The 18,511-nt window shown below is 71.2% G+C and carries 14 protein-coding genes; 1 reads left to right on the top strand and 13 read right to left on the bottom strand.

Translation table 11 applies throughout. The annotated features are described in order from the left end of the window. Positions 1-313 precede the first annotated feature (313 nt). Positions 314-3,460 carry an isoleucine--tRNA ligase gene (gene ileS, locus ADK52_RS11040; RefSeq protein WP_053689579.1) on the top strand — a complete coding sequence of 1,049 codons (3,147 nt, stop codon included), beginning with the start codon at positions 314-316 and terminating at the stop codon, positions 3,458-3,460. 287 nt (positions 3,461-3,747) lie between these two features. On the opposite strand, the gene ADK52_RS11045 is transcribed toward ileS, so the two are convergent. From ADK52_RS11045 to ADK52_RS11105, 13 genes are all read right to left on the bottom strand, one after another. After that, positions 3,748-4,989 carry a DivIVA domain-containing protein gene (locus ADK52_RS11045; protein ID WP_053689580.1) on the bottom strand — a complete coding sequence of 414 codons (1,242 nt, stop codon included), beginning with the start codon at positions 4,987-4,989 and terminating at the stop codon, positions 3,748-3,750. An 82-nt stretch (positions 4,990-5,071) separates the two neighbouring features. Then, the gene (locus tag ADK52_RS11050) at positions 5,072-5,368 is read right to left on the bottom strand and encodes a YggT family protein (protein ID WP_053689581.1); all 297 of its coding nucleotides are present in this window, start codon (positions 5,366-5,368) and stop codon (positions 5,072-5,074) included. A gap of 60 nt (positions 5,369-5,428) precedes the next feature. Then, on the bottom strand, positions 5,429-6,037 hold the full coding sequence (locus ADK52_RS11055; protein ID WP_048480482.1) for a cell division protein SepF: 609 nt from the start codon (positions 6,035-6,037) through the stop codon (positions 5,429-5,431). 149 nt (positions 6,038-6,186) lie between these two features. After that, positions 6,187-6,906: a YggS family pyridoxal phosphate-dependent enzyme gene (locus ADK52_RS11060; protein WP_053689582.1), complete on the bottom strand. Its 720-nt coding sequence runs from the start codon at positions 6,904-6,906 to the stop codon at positions 6,187-6,189. Next, positions 6,906-7,685: a peptidoglycan editing factor PgeF gene (gene pgeF / locus ADK52_RS11065; protein WP_053689583.1), complete on the bottom strand. Its 780-nt coding sequence runs from the start codon at positions 7,683-7,685 to the stop codon at positions 6,906-6,908. Before pgeF ends, ADK52_RS11060 begins: the two co-directional genes overlap by 1 nt. Continuing rightward, on the bottom strand, positions 7,682-8,887 hold the full coding sequence (gene ftsZ, locus ADK52_RS11070; protein WP_053689584.1) for a cell division protein FtsZ: 1,206 nt from the start codon (positions 8,885-8,887) through the stop codon (positions 7,682-7,684). The genes pgeF and ftsZ overlap by 4 nt, the downstream gene beginning before the upstream one ends. A 280-nt stretch (positions 8,888-9,167) precedes the next feature. Then, entirely contained in the window at positions 9,168-10,028 is an 861-nt protein-coding gene (locus tag ADK52_RS11075; protein ID WP_053689585.1) for a cell division protein FtsQ/DivIB, read from the bottom strand. A gap of 16 nt (positions 10,029-10,044) precedes the next feature. Next, the gene (gene murG, locus ADK52_RS11080; RefSeq protein ID WP_030863673.1) at positions 10,045-11,139 is read right to left on the bottom strand and encodes an undecaprenyldiphospho-muramoylpentapeptide beta-N-acetylglucosaminyltransferase; all 1,095 of its coding nucleotides are present in this window, start codon (positions 11,137-11,139) and stop codon (positions 10,045-10,047) included. Between the two features lie 6 nt (positions 11,140-11,145). Next, complete coding sequence (gene ftsW, locus ADK52_RS11085; protein ID WP_053689586.1) at positions 11,146-12,552, bottom strand: putative lipid II flippase FtsW; 1,407 nt, start codon at positions 12,550-12,552, stop codon at positions 11,146-11,148. 80 nt (positions 12,553-12,632) lie between these two features. Further along, positions 12,633-14,207 carry a UDP-N-acetylmuramoyl-L-alanine--D-glutamate ligase gene (gene murD / locus ADK52_RS11090; RefSeq protein ID WP_420714846.1) on the bottom strand — a complete coding sequence of 525 codons (1,575 nt, stop codon included), beginning with the start codon at positions 14,205-14,207 and terminating at the stop codon, positions 12,633-12,635. Then, positions 14,189-15,259 (bottom strand): phospho-N-acetylmuramoyl-pentapeptide-transferase, encoded by a 1,071-nt coding sequence (gene mraY / locus ADK52_RS11095; protein ID WP_053689587.1) that lies wholly within the window; start codon positions 15,257-15,259, stop codon positions 14,189-14,191. The genes murD and mraY overlap by 19 nt, the downstream gene beginning before the upstream one ends. Next, a complete protein-coding gene (locus tag ADK52_RS11100; protein ID WP_053689588.1) occupies positions 15,256-16,680 on the bottom strand; it encodes a UDP-N-acetylmuramoyl-tripeptide--D-alanyl-D-alanine ligase in 1,425 nt (474 codons plus the stop codon). The genes mraY and ADK52_RS11100 overlap by 4 nt, the downstream gene beginning before the upstream one ends. Further along, the gene (locus ADK52_RS11105) at positions 16,677-18,410 is read right to left on the bottom strand and encodes a UDP-N-acetylmuramoyl-L-alanyl-D-glutamate--2,6-diaminopimelate ligase (RefSeq protein WP_053689589.1); all 1,734 of its coding nucleotides are present in this window, start codon (positions 18,408-18,410) and stop codon (positions 16,677-16,679) included. Before ADK52_RS11105 ends, ADK52_RS11100 begins: the two co-directional genes overlap by 4 nt. Positions 18,411-18,511: the final 101 nt, after the last annotated feature.

Consider the following 18,511-nt stretch of genomic DNA (forward strand, 5'->3'; position numbering starts at 1 on the left):
GCCCCGTACACTGGGCCCAGCGAAAGGCATCGACGGGGACGAGTAGCGTCGGACGCAGCCATGAGCGACCCGGGGACGGTGAGAGCCCGGGGGCGAGCGCGATGCGAAGGATCACCCCTGAGCCGCCGGAAGAAAGCCCGTACGGATCCCCGTGCGGCCAGTAGAACCGGCTTCGCACCCCAATGAGGGGGCCACCGGATCCGTCCGGCGGCCAAGGAGGGTGGTACCGCGGGAGCAGCGCGTCCTTGAGAAGGGGGCGGCTCTCGTCCCTCCGGACGGAAGTGACACCCCGCCGGAGGAAGAGTTCAGCCTCATGACCACACCGCCGCAGTACCGCCCGGTACCCGCCCAGGTCGACCTGCCCGCCCTCGAACACGCCGTTCTCGACTTCTGGCGCGAGAGCAAGACCTTCGCCAAGACCCTGGAGCAGTCCGAGGGCCGCCCCGAGTGGGTCTTCTACGAGGGCCCGCCCACCGCCAACGGCATGCCCGGCGCGCACCACATCGAGGCCCGCGTCTTCAAGGACGTCTTCCCCCGGTTCCGCACCATGCGCGGCTACCACGTGGCCCGCAAGGCCGGCTGGGACTGCCACGGCCTGCCCGTCGAGCTCGCCGTCGAGAAGGAGCTCGGCTTCAACGGCAAGCAGGACATCGAGGCCTACGGCATCGCCGAGTTCAACGCCAAGTGCCGCGAGTCCGTGACCCGACACACCGACGCGTTCGCCGACCTCACCACCCGCATGGGCTACTGGGTCGACCTGGACGACGCGTACCGGACCATGGACCCCGAGTACGTCGAGTCCGTGTGGTGGTCGCTGAAGGAGATCTTCAACAAGGGCCTGCTCACCCAGGACCACCGCGTCGCCCCCTGGTGCCCGCGCTGCGGCACCGGCCTCTCGGACCACGAGCTGGCCCAGGGCTACGAGACGGTCGTCGACCCTTCCGTCTACGTCCGCTTCCCGCTCACCTCCGGCCCGCTGGCCGGCGAGGCCGCGCTGCTGGTGTGGACGACGACCCCGTGGACCCTGGTGTCCAACACGGCCGTCGCGGCCCACCCCGAGGTCACGTACGTGGTCGCCACGAACGGCGAGGAGAAGCTGGTCGTCGCCCAGCCGCTGCTGGAGAAGTCCCTGGGCGAGGGCTGGGAGGCCACCGGCCAGACCTTCACGGGCAAGGAGATGGAGCGCTGGACGTACGAGCGTCCGTTCTCCCTCGTGGAGTTCCCGGCTCCGGCCCACTACGTCGTGAACGCCGAGTACGTCACGACCGAGGACGGCACCGGTCTGGTCCACCAGTCCCCCGCCTTCGGCGCCGACGACCTCGCGGTCTGCCGCGCGTACGGCCTGCCCGTCGTGAACCCGGTCCGCCCCGACGGCACCTTCGAGGAGGAGGTCCCGCTCGTCGGCGGCGTCTTCTTCAAGAAGGCGGACGAGAAGCTGACCGCCGACCTCGACGCGCGCGGCCTGCTCTTCAAGCACATCGCGTACGAGCACAGCTACCCGCACTGCTGGCGCTGCCACACGGCCCTGCTCTACTACGCGCAGCCGTCCTGGTACATCCGCACCACCGCCGTCAAGGACGCGATGCTGCGGGAGAACGAGAAGACCAACTGGTTCCCGGACTCCGTCAAGCAGGGCCGCTTCGGCGACTGGCTGAACAACAACATCGACTGGGCGCTCTCCCGCAACCGCTACTGGGGCACCCCGCTGCCGATCTGGCGCTGTGAGGAGAACCACCTCACCTGCGTCGGCTCGCGCGCCGAGCTGGGCGAGCTGTCCGGGCAGGACCTCTCCGCCCTGGACCCGCACCGCCCGTACATCGACGACGTCACCTTCACCTGCACCGCCGACGGCTGCTCGCTGGAGGCCGTCCGCGTGCCGGAGGTCATCGACGCCTGGTACGACTCGGGCTCGATGCCGTTCGCGCAGTGGGGCTACCCGCACAAGAACAAGGAGATCTTCGAGAAGCGCTACCCGGCGCAGTTCATCTCGGAGGCCATCGACCAGACGCGCGGGTGGTTCTACACCCTCATGGCGGTCGGCACCCTCGTCTTCGACCGGTCCTCCTACGAGAACGTGGTCTGCCTGGGCCACATCCTCGCCGAGGACGGCCGCAAGATGTCCAAGCACCTGGGCAACACCCTCGAACCGATCCAGCTCATGGACCAGCACGGCGCGGACGCGGTGCGGTGGTTCATGGCGGCCGGCGGCTCCCCGTGGGCGGCGCGGCGCGTGGGCCACGGCACGATCCAGGAGGTGGTCCGCAAGACCCTCCTCACGTACTGGAACACGGTCGCCTTCCAGGCGCTGTACGCCCGTACGTCGAACTGGGCCCCGTCGGCGGCCGACCCGGCGCCGGCGGACCGCACGGTCCTGGACCGCTGGCTCCTCTCGGAACTCCACACCCTCACCTCCGAGGTCACGGAGGCGATGGAGTCGTACGACACCCAGCGCGCCGGGAAGCTGCTCTCCTCGTTCGTGGACGACCTGTCCAACTGGTACGTGCGCCGCTCGCGCCGCCGCTTCTGGCAGGGCGACGCCTCGGCGCTGCGCACCCTGCACGACGTGGTCGAGACGGTGACCCGCCTCATGGCCCCGCTCACCCCCTTCATCACGGAGCGGGTCTGGCAGGACATGATCGTCCCGGTGACCCCGGACGCGCCGGAGTCGGTCCACCTGTCCACGTGGCCGACGGCGGACGCCTCGGCGATCGACCCGACCCTCTCCCAGCAGATGCTGCTGGTCCGCCGCCTGGTGGAACTGGGCCGGGCCACGCGCGCCGAGTCGGGCGTGAAGACCCGCCAGCCGCTGTCCCGGGCCCTGGTCGGCGCGGTGGGCTTCGACGCCCTGTCCCCCGAGCTCCAGGCCCAGATCACGGAGGAGCTGAACGTCTCCTCGCTGGCCTCCCTGTCGGAGGTCGGCGGCTCGCTCGTCGACACCACGGCGAAGGCGAACTTCCGGGCGCTGGGCAAGCGCTTCGGCAAGGGCGTCCAGGACGTGGCGAAGGCGGTGTCCGCGGCCGACGCGGCGGCGCTGTCCCTGGCCCTGCGCTCGGGCGAGGCCTCGGTCGAGGTGAACGGCGAGACCGTGGTCCTCACCCCCGAGGAGGTCATCATCACGGAGACCCCGCGCGAGGGCTGGTCGGTCGCGTCCGACTCCGGCGCGACGGTGGCCCTGGACCTGGAGATCACCCCGGAGCTGCGGCTCGCGGGCCTGGCGCGTGACGCGATCCGCCTGATCCAGGAGGCCCGGAAGAACTCCGGCCTCGACGTGGCGGACCGGATCGCCCTGCGCTGGTCCTCGTCGGAGCCGGAGGTCGTGACGGCCCTGACGGACCACGCGGCGCTGATCGCGGACGAGGTCCTGTCGACGGACTACGCGTCCGGCGAAGCCGACACCACGTACGGCGACCCGTTCACGGACGAGTCCCTGGGCCTGACCTTCCGCCTCCGCAAGGCGTAGTCATCGCCTCTGTGGCCCGGACCCCGCTCGGGTCCGGGCCACAGTCGTTTCTCCTCCCCGCCCCGCCCTTCCACCGTTTCCCGGGCGCTGCACGGCCCCGCTCCTCGGGAGGTGCGGGGCCGGCCCCCGCGGCGGCGGCACCGACAGCACCGACAGCACCGACAGCACCGACAGCACCGACAGCACCGACAGCACCGACAGCCGGAACGCCAACGGGCCGGGCCCGGTGCCCCCGAAGGGGAACCGGGCCCGGCCCGTGAAGCGACTGCCGACGAACGGCGCGGCGCCTAGTTGTCGTCCTCGTCGATCAGGAAGCCGCGCATCGGCGACGGCGCCTGCTGCATCGGCTGCGGCGCGGCCGGCCGCACCGGAGCCATCGGCTGCGTCATCGCGGGAGACATCTGCTGCTGACCACCGTACGAGGGGCCGCCCATCGGGGACGGGCCACCCATCGGCGAGGGACCGCCCATGGGCGACGGAGCGCCCATCGAGTGCCCCATCGCTCCGGCCGGAGCCATCGACGGGGTCGGCGACGGCGGCAGCGCCGGGCCGGCCGGGTTGCGCGGCGGGGCCAGGGAGTCGTCCGCCTGGGTCTCCAGCTGGCGCAGCTGCGACTCCAGGTAGGACTTCAGACGCGTACGGTACTCACGCTCGAAGCCCCGCAGGTCTTCGACCTTGCGCTCCAGCGTGGCGCGGGCGGACTCCAGGGAGCCCATCGCGACGCGGTGCTTCTCCTGGGCGTCCCGCTCCAGCGCGTCGGCCTTGGCACGGGCGTCCCGCTCCAGGCCCTCGGCACGGCTGCGCGCCTCGCCGACGATCTTGTTGGCCTCGGAGCGGGCCTCCGCGATCGCCTGGTCGGCGGTCTGCTGCGCCAGCGACAGGACGCGGGCGGCGCTGTCGCCACCGGGGCCCTGCTGCGGGAGCTGCGGCTGCTGCATCTGCTGCATCTGCTGCTGCATCGGCTGACCCATGGGCTGCATCTGCTGACCCATCGGCTGCATCTGCTGGCCCATGGGCTGCATCTGCTGGCCGAGCGGGTTCTGGCCGCCCATGGACTGCTGGCCCATGCCCTGCTGGCCCATGCCCTGCTGGCCCATCTGCTGCTGGCCACCCATGGTGTGCATGGGGCCGCCCATCGGACCGGGGCCACCCGGACCCTGCGGTCCGGGTCCACCGGGGCCGGCCGGAAGCTGCGGCTGGCCGCCCGGCAGCTGCGGCGGGCCCATCTGCGGCGGGCCCTGCTGCGCCGGCGGGCCGGATATGGCGGCGGGCACGGGGGCGCCGGGGCCTCCGGGGCCGCGCTGGTCCTGGGGCTCGGGCTTGCGCATGCCCTGCTGCTGCTGGTTCTGCGCGGCGGCACGCGTGGCGGCGGCCAGCTTGGCGCGCAGGTCCTCGTTCTCGCGCAGCAGGCGCGTCAGTTCGGACTCGACCTCGTCGAGGAAGGCATCGACCTCGTCCTCGTCATAGCCTTCTCGGAGGCGGACGGTCGTGAACTGCTTGTTCCGCACGTCCTCGGGAGTCAGCGGCATGTCTTCTTCACCTCTACGTAGTCGTCGGCAGTCGGCAAGACCGTATCGGGACTGTCCCCGCGCTCGCGGGGAAGCTCATCGTTCACACGCTTCTCGCAGCGGTGCTCACGAAACTGATGAGGATGTAAACGATGATCATCAGAACGAAGAAGGACAGGTCGAGTGCCACGCCCCCGAGACGCAACGGCGGAATGAAACGCCGGAGAAGCTTGAGCGGTGGATCGGTGACAGTGTAGGTGGCCTCAAGGACGACCACCATCGCCTTGCCGGGTGTCCATGAACGTGCGAACTGGAAGACGTAGTCCATCACCAGTCGGAAGATCAGCACGATAAGGAAGCACATCAGCACGATGTAGACCACCTGCAGTGCGACGCCCATCCCGCGCTTCCCTCTCCCCAGCTCTCGCTCTGTCCCCGGCCCCGTGTCTGACGGATCGGTCTAGCTTTGGTTGAAGAACCCGCCCTCCGCGATGCGGGCCTTGTCCTCCGCCGTGACATCGACGTTAGCAGGCGACAGCAGGAACACCTTCTGTGTCACGCGTTCAATGCTGCCGTGCAGGCCGAAGACGAGGCCGGCTGCAAAGTCGACAAGTCGCTTCGCATCCGTGTCGTCCATCTCCGTGAGGTTCATGATCACCGGAGTGCCCTCACGGAAGTGTTCCCCGATGGTACGGGCCTCGTTGTAGGTCCGGGGGTGCAGCGTCGTGATGCGGTACGGCTCCCGCTCGGAGACGACCTTGGGCATGATCACGGGGGCGTTCTTCTCCAGGTTCGAGCGTTCAGGTGTGATGGATGCCACGGGGGCAATTCGCGCAGGACGTCCGTTTTCCACCGGCAATGGGATGGGTTCCCGTTGCGCCGGAGGCTGGGCAACTCGTACCGGTTCGTCCGTTACGGGCGGTTGGTGCACGGCCTGCTGGCGCCGGCGGTCCCGCTCCGGTTCCGGCTCGGGCTCGAACTCGTCGTCGGGGTCGTACCCCGGGTTGTCGTACCGGTCGTCCTCCACGAGGCCGAGGTAGACCGCCATCTTGCGCATCGCGCCGGCCATTCTCTGAATCCTCCGCTCTGTGGTGGATCGCCCTGTCGCAGGTGTCGCTGTGTCACCAAAGTCACCAACTGCCCGCGATCCACGTGGTCTGTCCGCCCGTCAGCGGGAATGACCATATTTTCTGCTGTGGTCCGACTTTCTTCGCGACGTTACCCGAGCCGGGGTCTCGCGCCGAGTACCGCAGTGCCGACGCGTACATGTGTCGCACCGGCCGCAACGGCCTGTTCCAGGTCTGCGCTCATCCCGGCCGACACCATCGTGGCAGTCGGATGGTCCGCGCGCAGGCGGGATGACAATTCCACCAGCCGCTCGAAAGCGGCCTGTTCTCGTCCCGCGTAGGCCCCGGCCAGCGGAGCGACGGTCATCAGACCGTCGAGCCGCAGTCCCGGCGCCCCGGCCACGAGGTCCGCGAGTTCGGCCAGCTGCTCCGGGGCGGCCCCGCCCCGGGTGCCGCGCTCGCCCGACTCCGCGTCGAGGGCGATCTGTACGAGGCAGCCGAGTTCGCGCCCCGCCCCCTCCGCGGCCGCCGAGAGCGCCGTGACGAGCTTCGGCCGGTCGACGGACTGCACGACATGCGCGTATCCCGCCACGGAACGGACTTTGTTCGTCTGCAACTGGCCCACGAAGTGCCAGGTGAGCGGCAGATCCGCGCAGGCCGCGGCCTTGGGGGCGGCGTCCTGGTCACGATTCTCCGCCACATGACGGACACCCAGGTCCGCCAGCAGTCGTACGTCACTCGCGGGGTAGGTCTTGGTGACCACGATGAGCGTCACCTCGTCCCGTCCCCGCCCCGCGGCCGCGCAGGCGGACGAGATACGTTCCTCCACCCGCGCGAGGTTCTCCGCGAGCTCCGACTTACGGTCCGTCATCAGTCTTTTCCTACCGGGGGTCCGGGGGTTTCCCCCCGGGAAGACACGGTGTCCAGCCAGACATATCCGGCAAGCCGCCCGGTCACCCGGTCGCGGCGGTACGAGAAGTGGTCCCGCGACTCCAGTGTGCAGAACGCCGAGCGGTGCAGGTTCACCACCCCCGCCTCCGCGAGCTGGGCGTGCACCCCGGCGACCACGTCGACGGAGGGCGTCCCCCAGCTCGTCTCGCCGTGGGCGGCCGGTACCACCTCGGCGACCGCGGCCCGCATCTCGGCCGGCACCTCGTAACAGCGCCCGCAGATCGCCGGGCCGGTACGGGCGATGATCCGCCCGGGCTCGGCCCCGAGGGAGACCATCGCCTCCACGGCGGCCGGCACCACTCCGGCGACCAGTCCGGGCCGCCCCGCGTGGGCCGCGCCCGCGACCCCCGCGACGGGATCGGCCAGCAGGACCGGGGTGCAGTCCGCGGTGAGCACCGCGAGGGCGAGCCCCCGGCGCGCGGTCACCACCGCGTCCACCGCCGGGACGTCGGCGGCGGCGCCCCAGGGTCCGGGGACCACCGCCACGTCACGGCCGTGCACCTGGTTCATCCAGACCACCTGGTCCGGCTCGATGCCCAGGGCCCCGGCGGCGGCCGCCCGGTTGGCGAGAACGGCGGTGGGGTCGTCTCCGACCGCGCCGCCGAGATTGAGCTCCTCGTACGGAACGGCGCTCACCCCGCCCCACCGGTCGGTGAAGGCGAAGTGGGCGCCGCTCTCGTCGTACTGGTCCAGCGTCACTTCAAGAAGTCCGGGACATCCAGTTCCTCGGCCGGGCTGTCCTGGTACGGCCGGGCCGTCGGGACCTGCGGCGCGGGGGCCGCGGTCTCGATCGGAGCCGCCTCGACCGGGGCCGGGGGCTCTTCGCGCGGGGTGACCGTGCCCAGTCCGCCGAAGGCCGGGCGCGCCGGCTCGGCCGCGCGGACCGGTGCGGGAGCCGGCTCCTCGCGCTTGGTGGACGCGGCGCCGATGACGTTGTCCCGGCGGGCCGGGGGCTGTCCGCCGTCGAAGCCGGCGGCGATGACGGTGACCCGTACCTCGTCGCCGAGCGCGTCGTCGATGACGGCGCCGAAGATGATGTTCGCCTCGGGGTGGGCGGCCTCGCTGACCAGCTGCGCGGCCTCGTTGATCTCGAAGAGACCGAGGTCCGAGCCGCCGGAGATGGAGAGCAGCACGCCGCGGGCGCCGTCGATGGACGCCTCCAGCAGCGGCGAGGAGATCGCCATCTCGGCGGCGGCCACCGCGCGGTCGTCGCCGCGGGCCGAGCCGATGCCCATGAGGGCCGAGCCGGCCTCGGACATGACGGACTTGACGTCCGCGAAGTCGAGGTTGATCAGACCCGGGGTGGTGATGAGGTCGGTGATGCCCTGGACACCCGAGAGCAGGACCTGGTCGGCCGACTTGAAGGCGTCCAGGACCGAGACCTGGCGGTCCGAGATGGACAGCAGCCGGTCGTTGGGGATGACGATGAGGGTGTCGACCTCTTCGCGGAGCTCGGCGATGCCGTCCTCCGCCTGGTTCGCGCGGCGCCGGCCCTCGAAGGTGAACGGCCGGGTGACCACACCGATCGTCAGGGCGCCGAGCGAGCGCGCGATGTTGGCGACGACGGGTGCGCCGCCGGTGCCGGTGCCGCCGCCCTCGCCGGCGGTGACGAAGACCATGTCGGCCCCCTTGAGGACCTCCTCGATCTCCTCGCGGTGGTCCTCTGCCGCCTTGCGACCGACTGCCGGGTTGGCGCCGGCGCCGAGGCCCCGGGTGAGTTCACGGCCGACGTCGAGCTTGACGTCGGCGTCGCTCATCAACAGCGCCTGGGCGTCCGTGTTGATGGCGATGAACTCGACGCCCTTGAGACCGACCTCGATCATTCGGTTGATGGCATTGACACCACCGCCGCCGACACCGATGACCTTGATGACTGCGAGGTAGTTCTGCGGTGCTGCCACGTCGAAGGCCTCTCGCCTCGAGTTACGTGTCGCCGCCTCGCGGGCCTGCGTTGCGACGACTGATGCCGAAATGTGGGACGGTCCGAACGCGCCGACCCGAACCCTAACCCTGAAGTTTAGGGTTAAGTATGTGCCTGTTCCCTGGACTCTTCCGAACAGGACACTAAGTCGACAAGTAGCGCGTGTTCAACGAACACGCCGAACCTCCCGTTTTTCTTTTCACCCTATGTGATCACCCGTATCGGTGGCCAACCAGGGTGCGTCGCTGTTCGACCCGACGTCAACTCCCGGACACAGCAGGGGCCGTGGGGACGCTCACGTCAAAGTGGTCAGCCTTGGGCGCGGCTTTCAGCAGAGCGGTCAGCGCGCGTCCCTTCGCCTCGCCCTGCTCGCCGCTGCCCCAGACCACGGTCCGGCCGCGGGTCAACTCCAGTACGACCGAGTCGTACGAGCCCACCCTGACCTGCACGGTCTCCTTGGCGACCGCTTCGGGGAGGTCTCCGGCGACGCCCACGGCCTCGTGCAGCAGCCGTTCCTCGTCGAAACGGCGGCCGCTCGGCGACTGCGCCGCGGACAATTCGAGGACCGGAACGCCCGCGGGAGCTTTCGCGGCCGTGTCGAATCGCACACCCGAAGCGTCCACTTCCACGAACTTGGCGTCCTTTTTGATGAGCAGGACGGGTTTGCGCTCCGTCACTTTCAGCCCGATCCCGTGCGGCCACGCCCGCACCACATCGACCGAATCGACGCGGGGCAGCCGGCTGCGGACCCGGCCCGCGATCTCGTCCGTGTCCACGCCCACGAGGGGCGCCCCGACCGGTACGGCCGCGGCGGCCAGCACCTGCTCGGGGGTCAGCACCTGCGTTCCGCTGGTGGTCACCTTCTCGACGCGGAGCCAGGAGGAGCCGTAGAGCACCCAGCCGCCGCCCCCGGTGAGGAGGACGGCGGCGAGGAGGGCGAGCAGCACGGGGCCCCGGTGCCGCAGGCGCCGGACGAGGCGCTGGACACCGGGGCCCCGCGGGCCGGACCCCCCTGACGGCCCCGACGACCTGGGCGGCTTGGGCGGCTTGGGAGAGCCGGAGCCCTTGCCCTTCCGGGCGGACCCGGGGTTGCCGCGCTGTGCGGTCGTCGCTCCGGCCACTCCTGTGCCTCCTGCGCTAGCGGTTCCTGTGTGCGGCGATCGCCTCGTACACCATCGCGACGAGCAGGTCGTCGGCGTCGCGGCGGCCGAACTCGGCGGCGGCGCGGGACATCTCGTACAGGCGGTGCGGGTCGGCGAGCACCGGGAGGACCTGGCTGAGCACCCACTCGGGCGTCAGCTCCGCGTCGTCGACGAGCAGGCCGCCGCCGGCCTTGACCACCGGCTGGGCGTTGAGCCGCTGTTCGCCGTTGCCGATCGGCAGCGGGACGTACGCGGCCGGCAGCCCGACGGCGGAGAGTTCGGCGACGGTCATCGCGCCCGCGCGGCACAGCATCATGTCGGCGGCGGCGTACGCGAGATCCATCCGGTCCACGTACGGTACCGGCACATACGGCGGCATCCCGGGCATGTTGTCGACACGCGGCAGTTCGTTCTTCGGGCCGACCGCGTGCAGGATCTGGATCCCGGAGCGCTGGAGGGTCGGAGCGACCTGCTGGATGGTCTCGTTGAGGCGGCGGGCGCCCTGCGAGCCGCCGGAGACCAGCAGGGTCGGCAGGTTGGGGTCCAGGCCGAAGGCGGCGCGCGCCTCCGGGCGGACCGCGGCCCGGTCCAGGGTGGAGATGCTGCGGCGCAGCGGGATGCCCACGTAGCGGGCGCCGCGCAGCTTGCTGTCGGGGGTGGAGACCGCGACGGCGTGCGCGTAGCGGGAGCCGATCTTATTGGCCAGTCCCGGACGGGCGTTGGCCTCGTGGACGATGATCGGCACCCCGAGCCGCTTGGCGGCGAGGTAGCCGGGCAGGGCCACGTAGCCGCCGAAGCCGACGACGCAGTCGGCCTTGGTGCGCTCCAGGATCTCCTCGGCGGCCTTGATCGTCCCGCGCAGCCGTCCGGGGACGGTGATGAGCTCGGGAGTGGGTTTGCGGGGCAGCGGGACGGCCGGGATCAGCCCCAGCTCATAGCCGCGCTCGGGCACGAGGCGGGTTTCGAGCCCGCGCTCCGTGCCGAGGGCGGTGATGCCCACGGAAGGGTCCTGCCTGCGCAGGGCGTCCGCGAGGGCGAGCGCCGGCTCGATGTGGCCGGCGGTCCCCCCACCGGCGAGTACGACATGCACCGAAATTCACCGCTCTCCGGACGGACGCCTCTTGACGCTCCGTCTCATCGACTTCCATCTCTGCCCGGTCCGCTTCCAGCCGGTCTTCGGCTGGCGCATCGCGAGCGCCGCGCGCGCCGCCGGCTCCTCCCGCGCGAAGGCGATGAGCAGTCCGACCGCGAACATCGTCGGCAGCAGCGCGGACCCTCCGTACGAGAACAGCGGGAGCGGGACTCCGGCGATCGGCAGCAGACCGAGCACCGCACCGATGTTGATCACGGCCTGCGCCGTGATCCAGGTGGTCACGCCTCCCGCGGCATACCGTACGAAGGAGTCCTCCGTGCGTCCGGCCACGCGGATACCCGCATAGCCTAGAGCCGCGAACAGGGCGAGTACCGACAGCGTCCCCGCCAGACCCAGTTCCTCCCCTGTGATGGCAAAGATGAAGTCGGTGTGGGCTTCGGGCAGTTGCCCCCATTTTTCCACACTGGCACCCAAACCGGAACCGAACCATCCGCCGGATGCGAGGGCGTAGATCCCGTGCACGGCCTGCCAGCACAAGTCGTTCCGGCCCGGATCCGTCGCGCCGAGGCAGGCGAGCCGGTCCATCCGGTGCGGGCTGGTCTTGATCAGCAGTGCGACGATCACACCCGCGAAGGCGAGCACCGCCACGAACATCCGCGTCGGGGCTCCGGCCAGCCACAGCAGGCCGAACAGGATCGCCCCGAGGATCATCGCGGTGCCCATGTCCCCGCCCAGCATGATCAGCCCGAGCAGCAGGAACGCCACCGGGACCAGCGGCACCAACAGGTGCTTCCACTGGCTCAGCAGCTCCTTCTCGCCCTTGCGGGCCAGCAGGTCGGCGCCCCAGAGGATCAGTGCCAGCTTGCCGAACTCACTGGGCTGGAGCATGAACGGACCACCAAGGGAGATCCAATTCTGGTTGCCGTTGATCGCCACCCCTATCCCGGGGACCTGGACCAGGACCATCAGGAACAGGGTTCCCGCGAGCACGGGGTACGACAGAGCCCGGTGCAGTTTGACCGGCATCCGGGAGGCGACCAGCAGCAGCACCGTGCCGATCAGGGCGGCCAGGAACTGCTTCTTGAAGAAGTACGCGTCGCCCAGCCCCAGCTGGAGCGCTTTGATCATCGAGGCCGAGTAGACCATGACCAGGCCGAGCACGGTGATGAGCAGCGAGCTGCCGAAGATCAGGTAATACGCGGTGAGGGGCCGGTCCCAGGCCTTGCGCAACTGCCGCTGCGTACGCCGCAGCCGCTCCAGGGGCCCGCGCCCGCCGGGCGGCCGCACGCTCCCCGCCGGGCGCCTGCGGCCCTGGGCCTTGACCGTCCGGGCGGACTTGGCGCCGTTCACGGACTTGGCGGGCTTCACGGCGGACGGCCGCCGCCCCGGCAGCACTTGCTTGGCCGGCATGTGTGACCTTCCCCTCCACTCGTACGAGGCGAGCAGCCGGTCGGGGAGTACTCGCCGACCTGAGAGCGGGCCGGCCGGACCTACGCGTCCTCGGCGGCCAGCTCGCGCACCGCGTCCGCGAATGCGTCCCCGCGCTTGTTGTAGTTCGCGAACATGTCCATCGAGGCACAGGCCGGGGCCAGCAGAACCGTGTCGCCGGGCTCTGCGAGCCGGGCCGCTTCCCGGACCGCTGCGAGCATCGCCCCAGTGTCGGTCCGGTCGAGGTCGACGACCGGGACCTCGGGGGCGTGTCGCGCCAGCGCCTCGGCGATCAGCGCCCGGTCGGCGCCGATCAGCACCACGGCGCGCAGCCGCTTCTGGGACTTCTGCACGAGCTCGTCGAAGGTCGCGCCCTTGGCGAGGCCTCCGGCGATCCACACGATGGGCTCGAAGGCCGCCAGGGAGGCCTCGGCGGCGTGCGTGTTGGTGGCCTTGGAGTCGTCGATGTACGTGACCCCCGCGACCTCGTCCACGTGCGCGACGCGGTGCGCGTCGGGGCGGAAGTCGCGCAGCCCGTCGCGGACCGCGCGCGGCGCGACGCCGAAGGCGCGGGCCAGGGCCGCCGCGGCGAGCGCGTTGGCGATGTTGTGCGGGGCCGGCGGGTTGACGTCCCCCACCTCGGCGAGTTCCTGGGCGTTCTTCTGCCGGTTCTCGACGAAGGCGCGGTCGACGAGGATGCCGTCGACGACGCCGAGCATGGAGGGGCCGGGGGCGCCGAGGGTGAAGCCGATCGCCCGGCAGCCCTCCTCGACGTCGGCGTTCTCGACGAGCTTCTCGGTGGCCGGGTCGGCGACGTTGTAGACGCAGGCGACCGTGTTGCCCTCGTAGATCCGGCCCTTGTCGGCGGCGTACGCCTCCATCGAGCCGTGCCAGTCGAGGTGGTCGGGGGCCAGGTTGAGCACGGCCGCCGAGTGGGCGCGCAGCGAGGGCGCCCAGTGGAGCTGGTAGCTGGAGAGCTCGACGGCGAGGACGTCGTACGCCTCCTCGCCGAGGACCACGTCGATGATCGGGGTGCCGATGTTGCCGACGGCCGCGGTCTTCAGGCCCGCCGCCTTCAGGATCGACGCGAGCATCTGCGTGGTGGTGGTCTTGCCGTTGGTGCCGGTGATCGCCAGCCACTCGGCGGGCCCGGCCGGGGCCCGCCCGGCGTCGGCGTCCCCGCCGGTGTCCTCCGCCGCGGCGGCCCGGCGGGCGGCGCGCAGTTCCACGCCGGCCCCGCGCAGCCGCCAGGCGATCTCGACGTCGCCGACGACGTCGACGCCCGCCTCGGCGGCGGCCCGGAAGAGCGGGCTCTCGGGCTGCCAGCCGGGCGAGGTGACGACCAGTTCGGTGCCCTCGGGCAGGGCTTCCCCGGCCCGGGCCCCGTCGGGCAGGTGCCCCAGGCGGACCTCGATGCCCAGCTCGGCGAGTTCGGCGGCCTTCGCGCGGTGCGCGTCGCCGTCGCCGTTGTCGACGACGGTCACCGTCGCGCCGAGTCCGGCCAGCGCCCGGGCGGCGCTGATGCCGCTGATGCCGAGGCCGGCCACGGTGATCCGGCCCGGCAGACCGTACCGGCCCAGGGGATCGGGGCCGAGCAGGCCGGCCAGGTCGGTGGTGCTCACTTGTCGGCTGCCCATCCCGCGTAGAAGAGTCCGAGACCCACGATCACGCACATGCCCTGGATGATCCAGAACCGGACCACCACCAGGACCTCGGACCACCCCTTCAGTTCGAAGTGGTGCTGGAGCGGGGCCATCCGGAAGACGCGCTTCCCGGTGAGCTTGAAGGAGCCGACCTGGATGACCACCGACATGGTGATGAGGACGAAGAGGCCGCCGAGGAGGGCGATCAGGAACTCCGTGCGGGAGCAGATCGCGAGACCGGCGAGGGCGCCGCCGAGGGCCAGCGAGCCGGTGTCACCCATGAAGATCTTGGCGGGCGAGGTGTTCCACCACAGGAAGCCGAAGCAGGCGCCCATGAGCGCGGAGGCGACGATCGCGAGGTCCAGCGGATCTCGTACCTCGAAGCAGGCGTTGGGGTTCGTCAGGGTCTGCGCGTTGGCGCACGACTCCTGGAACTGCCAGACGCCGATGAACGTGTACGCGCCGAAGACCATCACCGCGGCGCCGGTGGCCAGGCCGTCCAGACCGTCCGTCAGGTTCACGCCGTTGGACATCGCCAGGATCATGAACAGCGCCCAGACCACGAACAGCACCGGGCCGATCGACCAGCCGAAGTCCGTGACGAACGACAGCTTGGTGGAGGCCGGGGCGTTGCCGCGGGCGTCCTTGAACTGCAGCGCGAGCACGGCGAAGGCGATGCCGACGATCAGCTGGCCGGCCATCTTGGCCTTGGCCCGCAGACCGAGCGAGCGGCGCTTGACGATCTTGATGTAGTCGTCGAGGTAGCCGACGAGGCCCATGCCGGACATCAGGAAGAGCACCAGCACGCCGGAGAACGTGGCCGGGCTGCCCGTGATCACCTTCGTCAGGGCGTACGCGATGATCGTCGCCAGGATGAAGGAGATGCCGCCCATGGTGGGCGTGCCCTTCTTCCCGGCGTGGCCGCGCGGGCCGTCGTCGCGGATGAACTGGCCGTAACCCTTCCGGGCCAGCAGCTTGATCAGCAGCGGGGTGCCGATCACGGTCAGGAACATGCCGATGACACCGGCGAAGAGGATCTGCCTCATCGGTCGGCGACCTCGCCCTCGCCGGCCAGCAGAGCCAGAGCGACCCGCTCCAGGCCTACCGACCTGGAAGCCTTCACCAGCACGACGTCACCCGGGCGCAGTTCACTGCGCAACAGGTCGATCGCCGCCTGCGCGTCGGACACGACCACCGACTCCTCACCCCACGAACCCTCGTTATATGCGCCCAGTTGCAGCCAGGACGCTTCCCTGCCCCCGACTGCGACGAGCTTGCTCACGTTGAGCCGGACGGCAAGCCGTCCCACCGCGTCGTGCTCGGCCAACGATGCGTCCCCGAGCTCGGCCATGGGACCGAGCACCGCCCACGTACGTCCCCCGTCGGCCCTGGCCGCGCCGCCCATCGCGGCAAGCGCGCGCAGAGCGGCCCGCATGGACTCGGGATTCGCGTTGTAGGCGTCGTTGACGATCGTCACGCCGTCCGCCCGCTCGGTGACCTCCATCCGCCACCGGGACAAGGTGCCCGCTCCGGAGAGCGCGGTGGCGATCTCCGAGGTGGACATGCCCAGTACATGGGCGACGGCGGCCGCGGCGAGCGCGTTCGACACGTGGTGCTCACCGTACAGGCGCAAGGTCACTTCGCCGCACCCGGTGGGTGTGTGGAGTGTGAAGGAGGGCTGTCCTGCCGGTGTCATACGGACTTCCGAGGCCCGTACGTCGGCGTCGTCGGCCTCGCCGAACAGCACGGTACGGGCCTTCGTCCGGGCGGACATCGCGCGCACCAGCGGATCGTCGGCGTTGAGGACCGCGACTCCGCCGTCGGCTTCGGCCGGCAGGGCCTCGACGAGCTCGCCCTTGGCCCGGGCGATCTGCTCGCGGCCGCCGAACTCGCCGATGTGGGCGGTCCCGACGTTGAGGACGAGTCCGATGCGCGGCGGGGTCAGGCCGGTGAGGTAGTCGATGTGCCCGATGCCGCGGGCGCCCATCTCCAGCACCAGGTGCCGGGTTTCCTCCGTGGCGCGCAGCGCGGTGAGCGGCAGGCCGATCTCGTTGTTGAGGGAGCCGGGGGTCCACACGGTGGGCGCGTGGGCCTGGAGCACCTGGGCGATGAGGTCCTTGGTGGAGGTCTTGCCGGCGGAGCCGGTCAGGGCCACCACGTCGGTGCCGAGTCGCTCGACGACGGCCCGGGCGAGGGCGCCGAGGGCCTTCTCGACGTCGGCGACGACGATCGCGGGTACGCCGACGGGCCGGGCGGCGAGGACGGCCGCGGCTCCGGAGGCGACCGCGCGCTCGGCGTAGTCGTGGCCGTCGACGTGTTCGCCGGCGAACGCGGCGAACAGGCTGCCGGCCTCCACCTGGCGGGAGTCGATGACCACGGGCCCGGTGATCCGCACGGACGGATCCGGTATGTCGTGGGGCCGCCCGCCGGTGATGTCGGCGATCTCGGCGAGGGAGAGGGCGATCACTGGTTCACCTCGGCCTGTCGGACGTCGTTGCCTTGCGGGTGCTGCTGGTTCTGCCGGAGTTCGATCGCGGCCCGGAGCACCGCGCGGTCGTCGAAGGGCCGTACGACGCCTGCCGTGTCCTGGCCCTGCTCGTGGCCCTTGCCCGCCACCAGCACGGTGTCCCCGGCCTCGGCGCGCGCGACGGCGGCGGCGATGGCCGCGGCCCGGTCGGCGTCGACGAGGACGGTGCCGCGCTCTTCGGCGGGTACGGAGACGGCGCCCTCGAACATCGCGGCGAGGATCGCGAGGGGGTCCTCGGAGCGCGGGTTGTCGGAGGTCAGCACTGCGGTGTCGGCGAACCGGGCGGCCGCGGCGCCCATCGGGGCGCGCTTGGTGGTGTCGCGGTCGCCGCCGCAGCCGAGCACGATGTGCAGCTTGCCGGTGGTGACTTCGCGCAGTGCGCGGAGCACCGATTCGACGGCGTCCGTCTTGTGCGCGTAGTCGACGACGGCGAGGTACGGCTGGCCCGCGTCCACCCGCTCCAGCCGGCCGGGGACCCCGGGGACCGCGGCGACGCCGTCGGCGGCGGTCTGCGGGTCGAGGCCGGCGGCGGCGAGCGTGACGATCGCGGCGACGGTGTTGGCGACGTTGAACGGGCCGGGCAGCGGGGCCGTGGCCCGTACGCGCTGCCCCTGCGGCCCGACCACGGTCAGCGTGGAGTCCATGTGCCCGTACACGACGTCCTCGGCGCGCCAGTCCGCGGCCGCGTCGCCCCCGGCGGAGAAGGTCACCACCGGGATGGCGGCCTCCTTGGCGAGGCGGCGGCCGTACTCGTCGTCGATGTTGACCACTCCGAGGCGGGCGCGGCGCTCGGTGAAGAGCTGCGCCTTGGCCTGGAAGTAGTCCTCCATGTCCGAGTGGAACTCCATGTGTTCCGGGCTCAGGTTGTTGAAGACGGCGACGTCGAAGACGCATCCGTCGACCCGGCCGAGCACCAGGGCGTGGCTGGAGACCTCCATGGCGACGGCCTCGACCCCTCGTTCGCGCATGACCGCGAACAGAGCCTGGAGGTCGGTGGCCTCGGGGGTGGTGCGCTCCGACTTGATGCGCTCGTCGCCGATGCGCATCTCGACGGTGCCGACCAGCCCGGTGGAGCGTCCGGCGCCGCGCAGACCGCCCTCGACGAGGTACGCCGTGGTGGTCTTGCCGGAGGTGCCGGTGATGCCGATCTGGAGCAGGCCCTCGCCGGGGCGGCCGTAGATCGTGGCGGCGAGCTCGCCCATCCGGCCGCGCGGATCGGCGACGGCCAGGACCGGCAGGCCGGTCGCGGCCGCGCGTTCGGCGCCCGTCGGGTCGGTCAGGACGGCCGCGGCGCCGAGGGCGGCCGCCTGGGCGGCGAAGTCGGCGCCGTGCAGCTTGGCGCCGGGCAGGGCCGCGTACAGGTCGCCGGGGCGCACGGCACGGGAGTCGTGCGTGATCCCGGTGATCTGCGGGGGCTCCGCCGCGGCGGCCGCGGCGGGGGCTTCGATGCCCAGCAGGGTGGCCAGCTCGCCCAGGGGTGTCGGGCGGGCGGCCTGGGGCCGGGGCGCTCCCGGCGGCGTCGCCGGGGCGTCTTTCTGGGCGGTTCTGGGCTGATCAGCGTGGGACACGGCGGTGAGCGTACCGGGCGCGGCGGGCCGCTCGCGAAGTGAGGGCCCGGCCGCGTGGCCGGCGCCCGACGGGTTCCCGGGTTTCGGGGTGATCGTTGTCACTGATGGTGCCTCACGGATTTCTGGCGGGCCGGCCGGCCCGCCGGGTCACTGGCCGGGCTGCCGGCTGGGCTGTGCGGAGGGCGCTGCGGGGGGCTGGGGGG

Source organism: Streptomyces sp. WM6372 (assembly GCF_001279655.1).
Classification (GTDB): Bacteria; Actinomycetota; Actinomycetes; order Streptomycetales; family Streptomycetaceae; genus Streptomyces.

Bases quoted from the DNA above. Each gene is read 5' to 3' on its own strand.
- ileS (WP_053689579.1), top strand. From the start codon at position 314: ATGACCACACCGCCGCAGTACCGCCCGGTACCCGCCCAGGTCGACCTG.
- ADK52_RS11045 (WP_053689580.1), bottom strand. From the start codon at position 4,989: ATGCCGCTGACTCCCGAGGACGTGCGGAACAAGCAGTTCACGACCGTC.
- ADK52_RS11050 (WP_053689581.1), bottom strand. From the start codon at position 5,368: ATGGGCGTCGCACTGCAGGTGGTCTACATCGTGCTGATGTGCTTCCTT.
- ADK52_RS11055 (WP_048480482.1), bottom strand. From the start codon at position 6,037: ATGGCCGGCGCGATGCGCAAGATGGCGGTCTACCTCGGCCTCGTGGAG.
- ADK52_RS11060 (WP_053689582.1), bottom strand. From the start codon at position 6,906: ATGACGGACCGTAAGTCGGAGCTCGCGGAGAACCTCGCGCGGGTGGAG.
- ftsW (WP_053689586.1), bottom strand. From the start codon at position 12,552: ATGCCGGCCAAGCAAGTGCTGCCGGGGCGGCGGCCGTCCGCCGTGAAG.
- murD (WP_420714846.1), bottom strand. From the start codon at position 14,207: ATGGGCAGCCGACAAGTGAGCACCACCGACCTGGCCGGCCTGCTCGGC.
- mraY (WP_053689587.1), bottom strand. From the start codon at position 15,259: ATGAGGCAGATCCTCTTCGCCGGTGTCATCGGCATGTTCCTGACCGTG.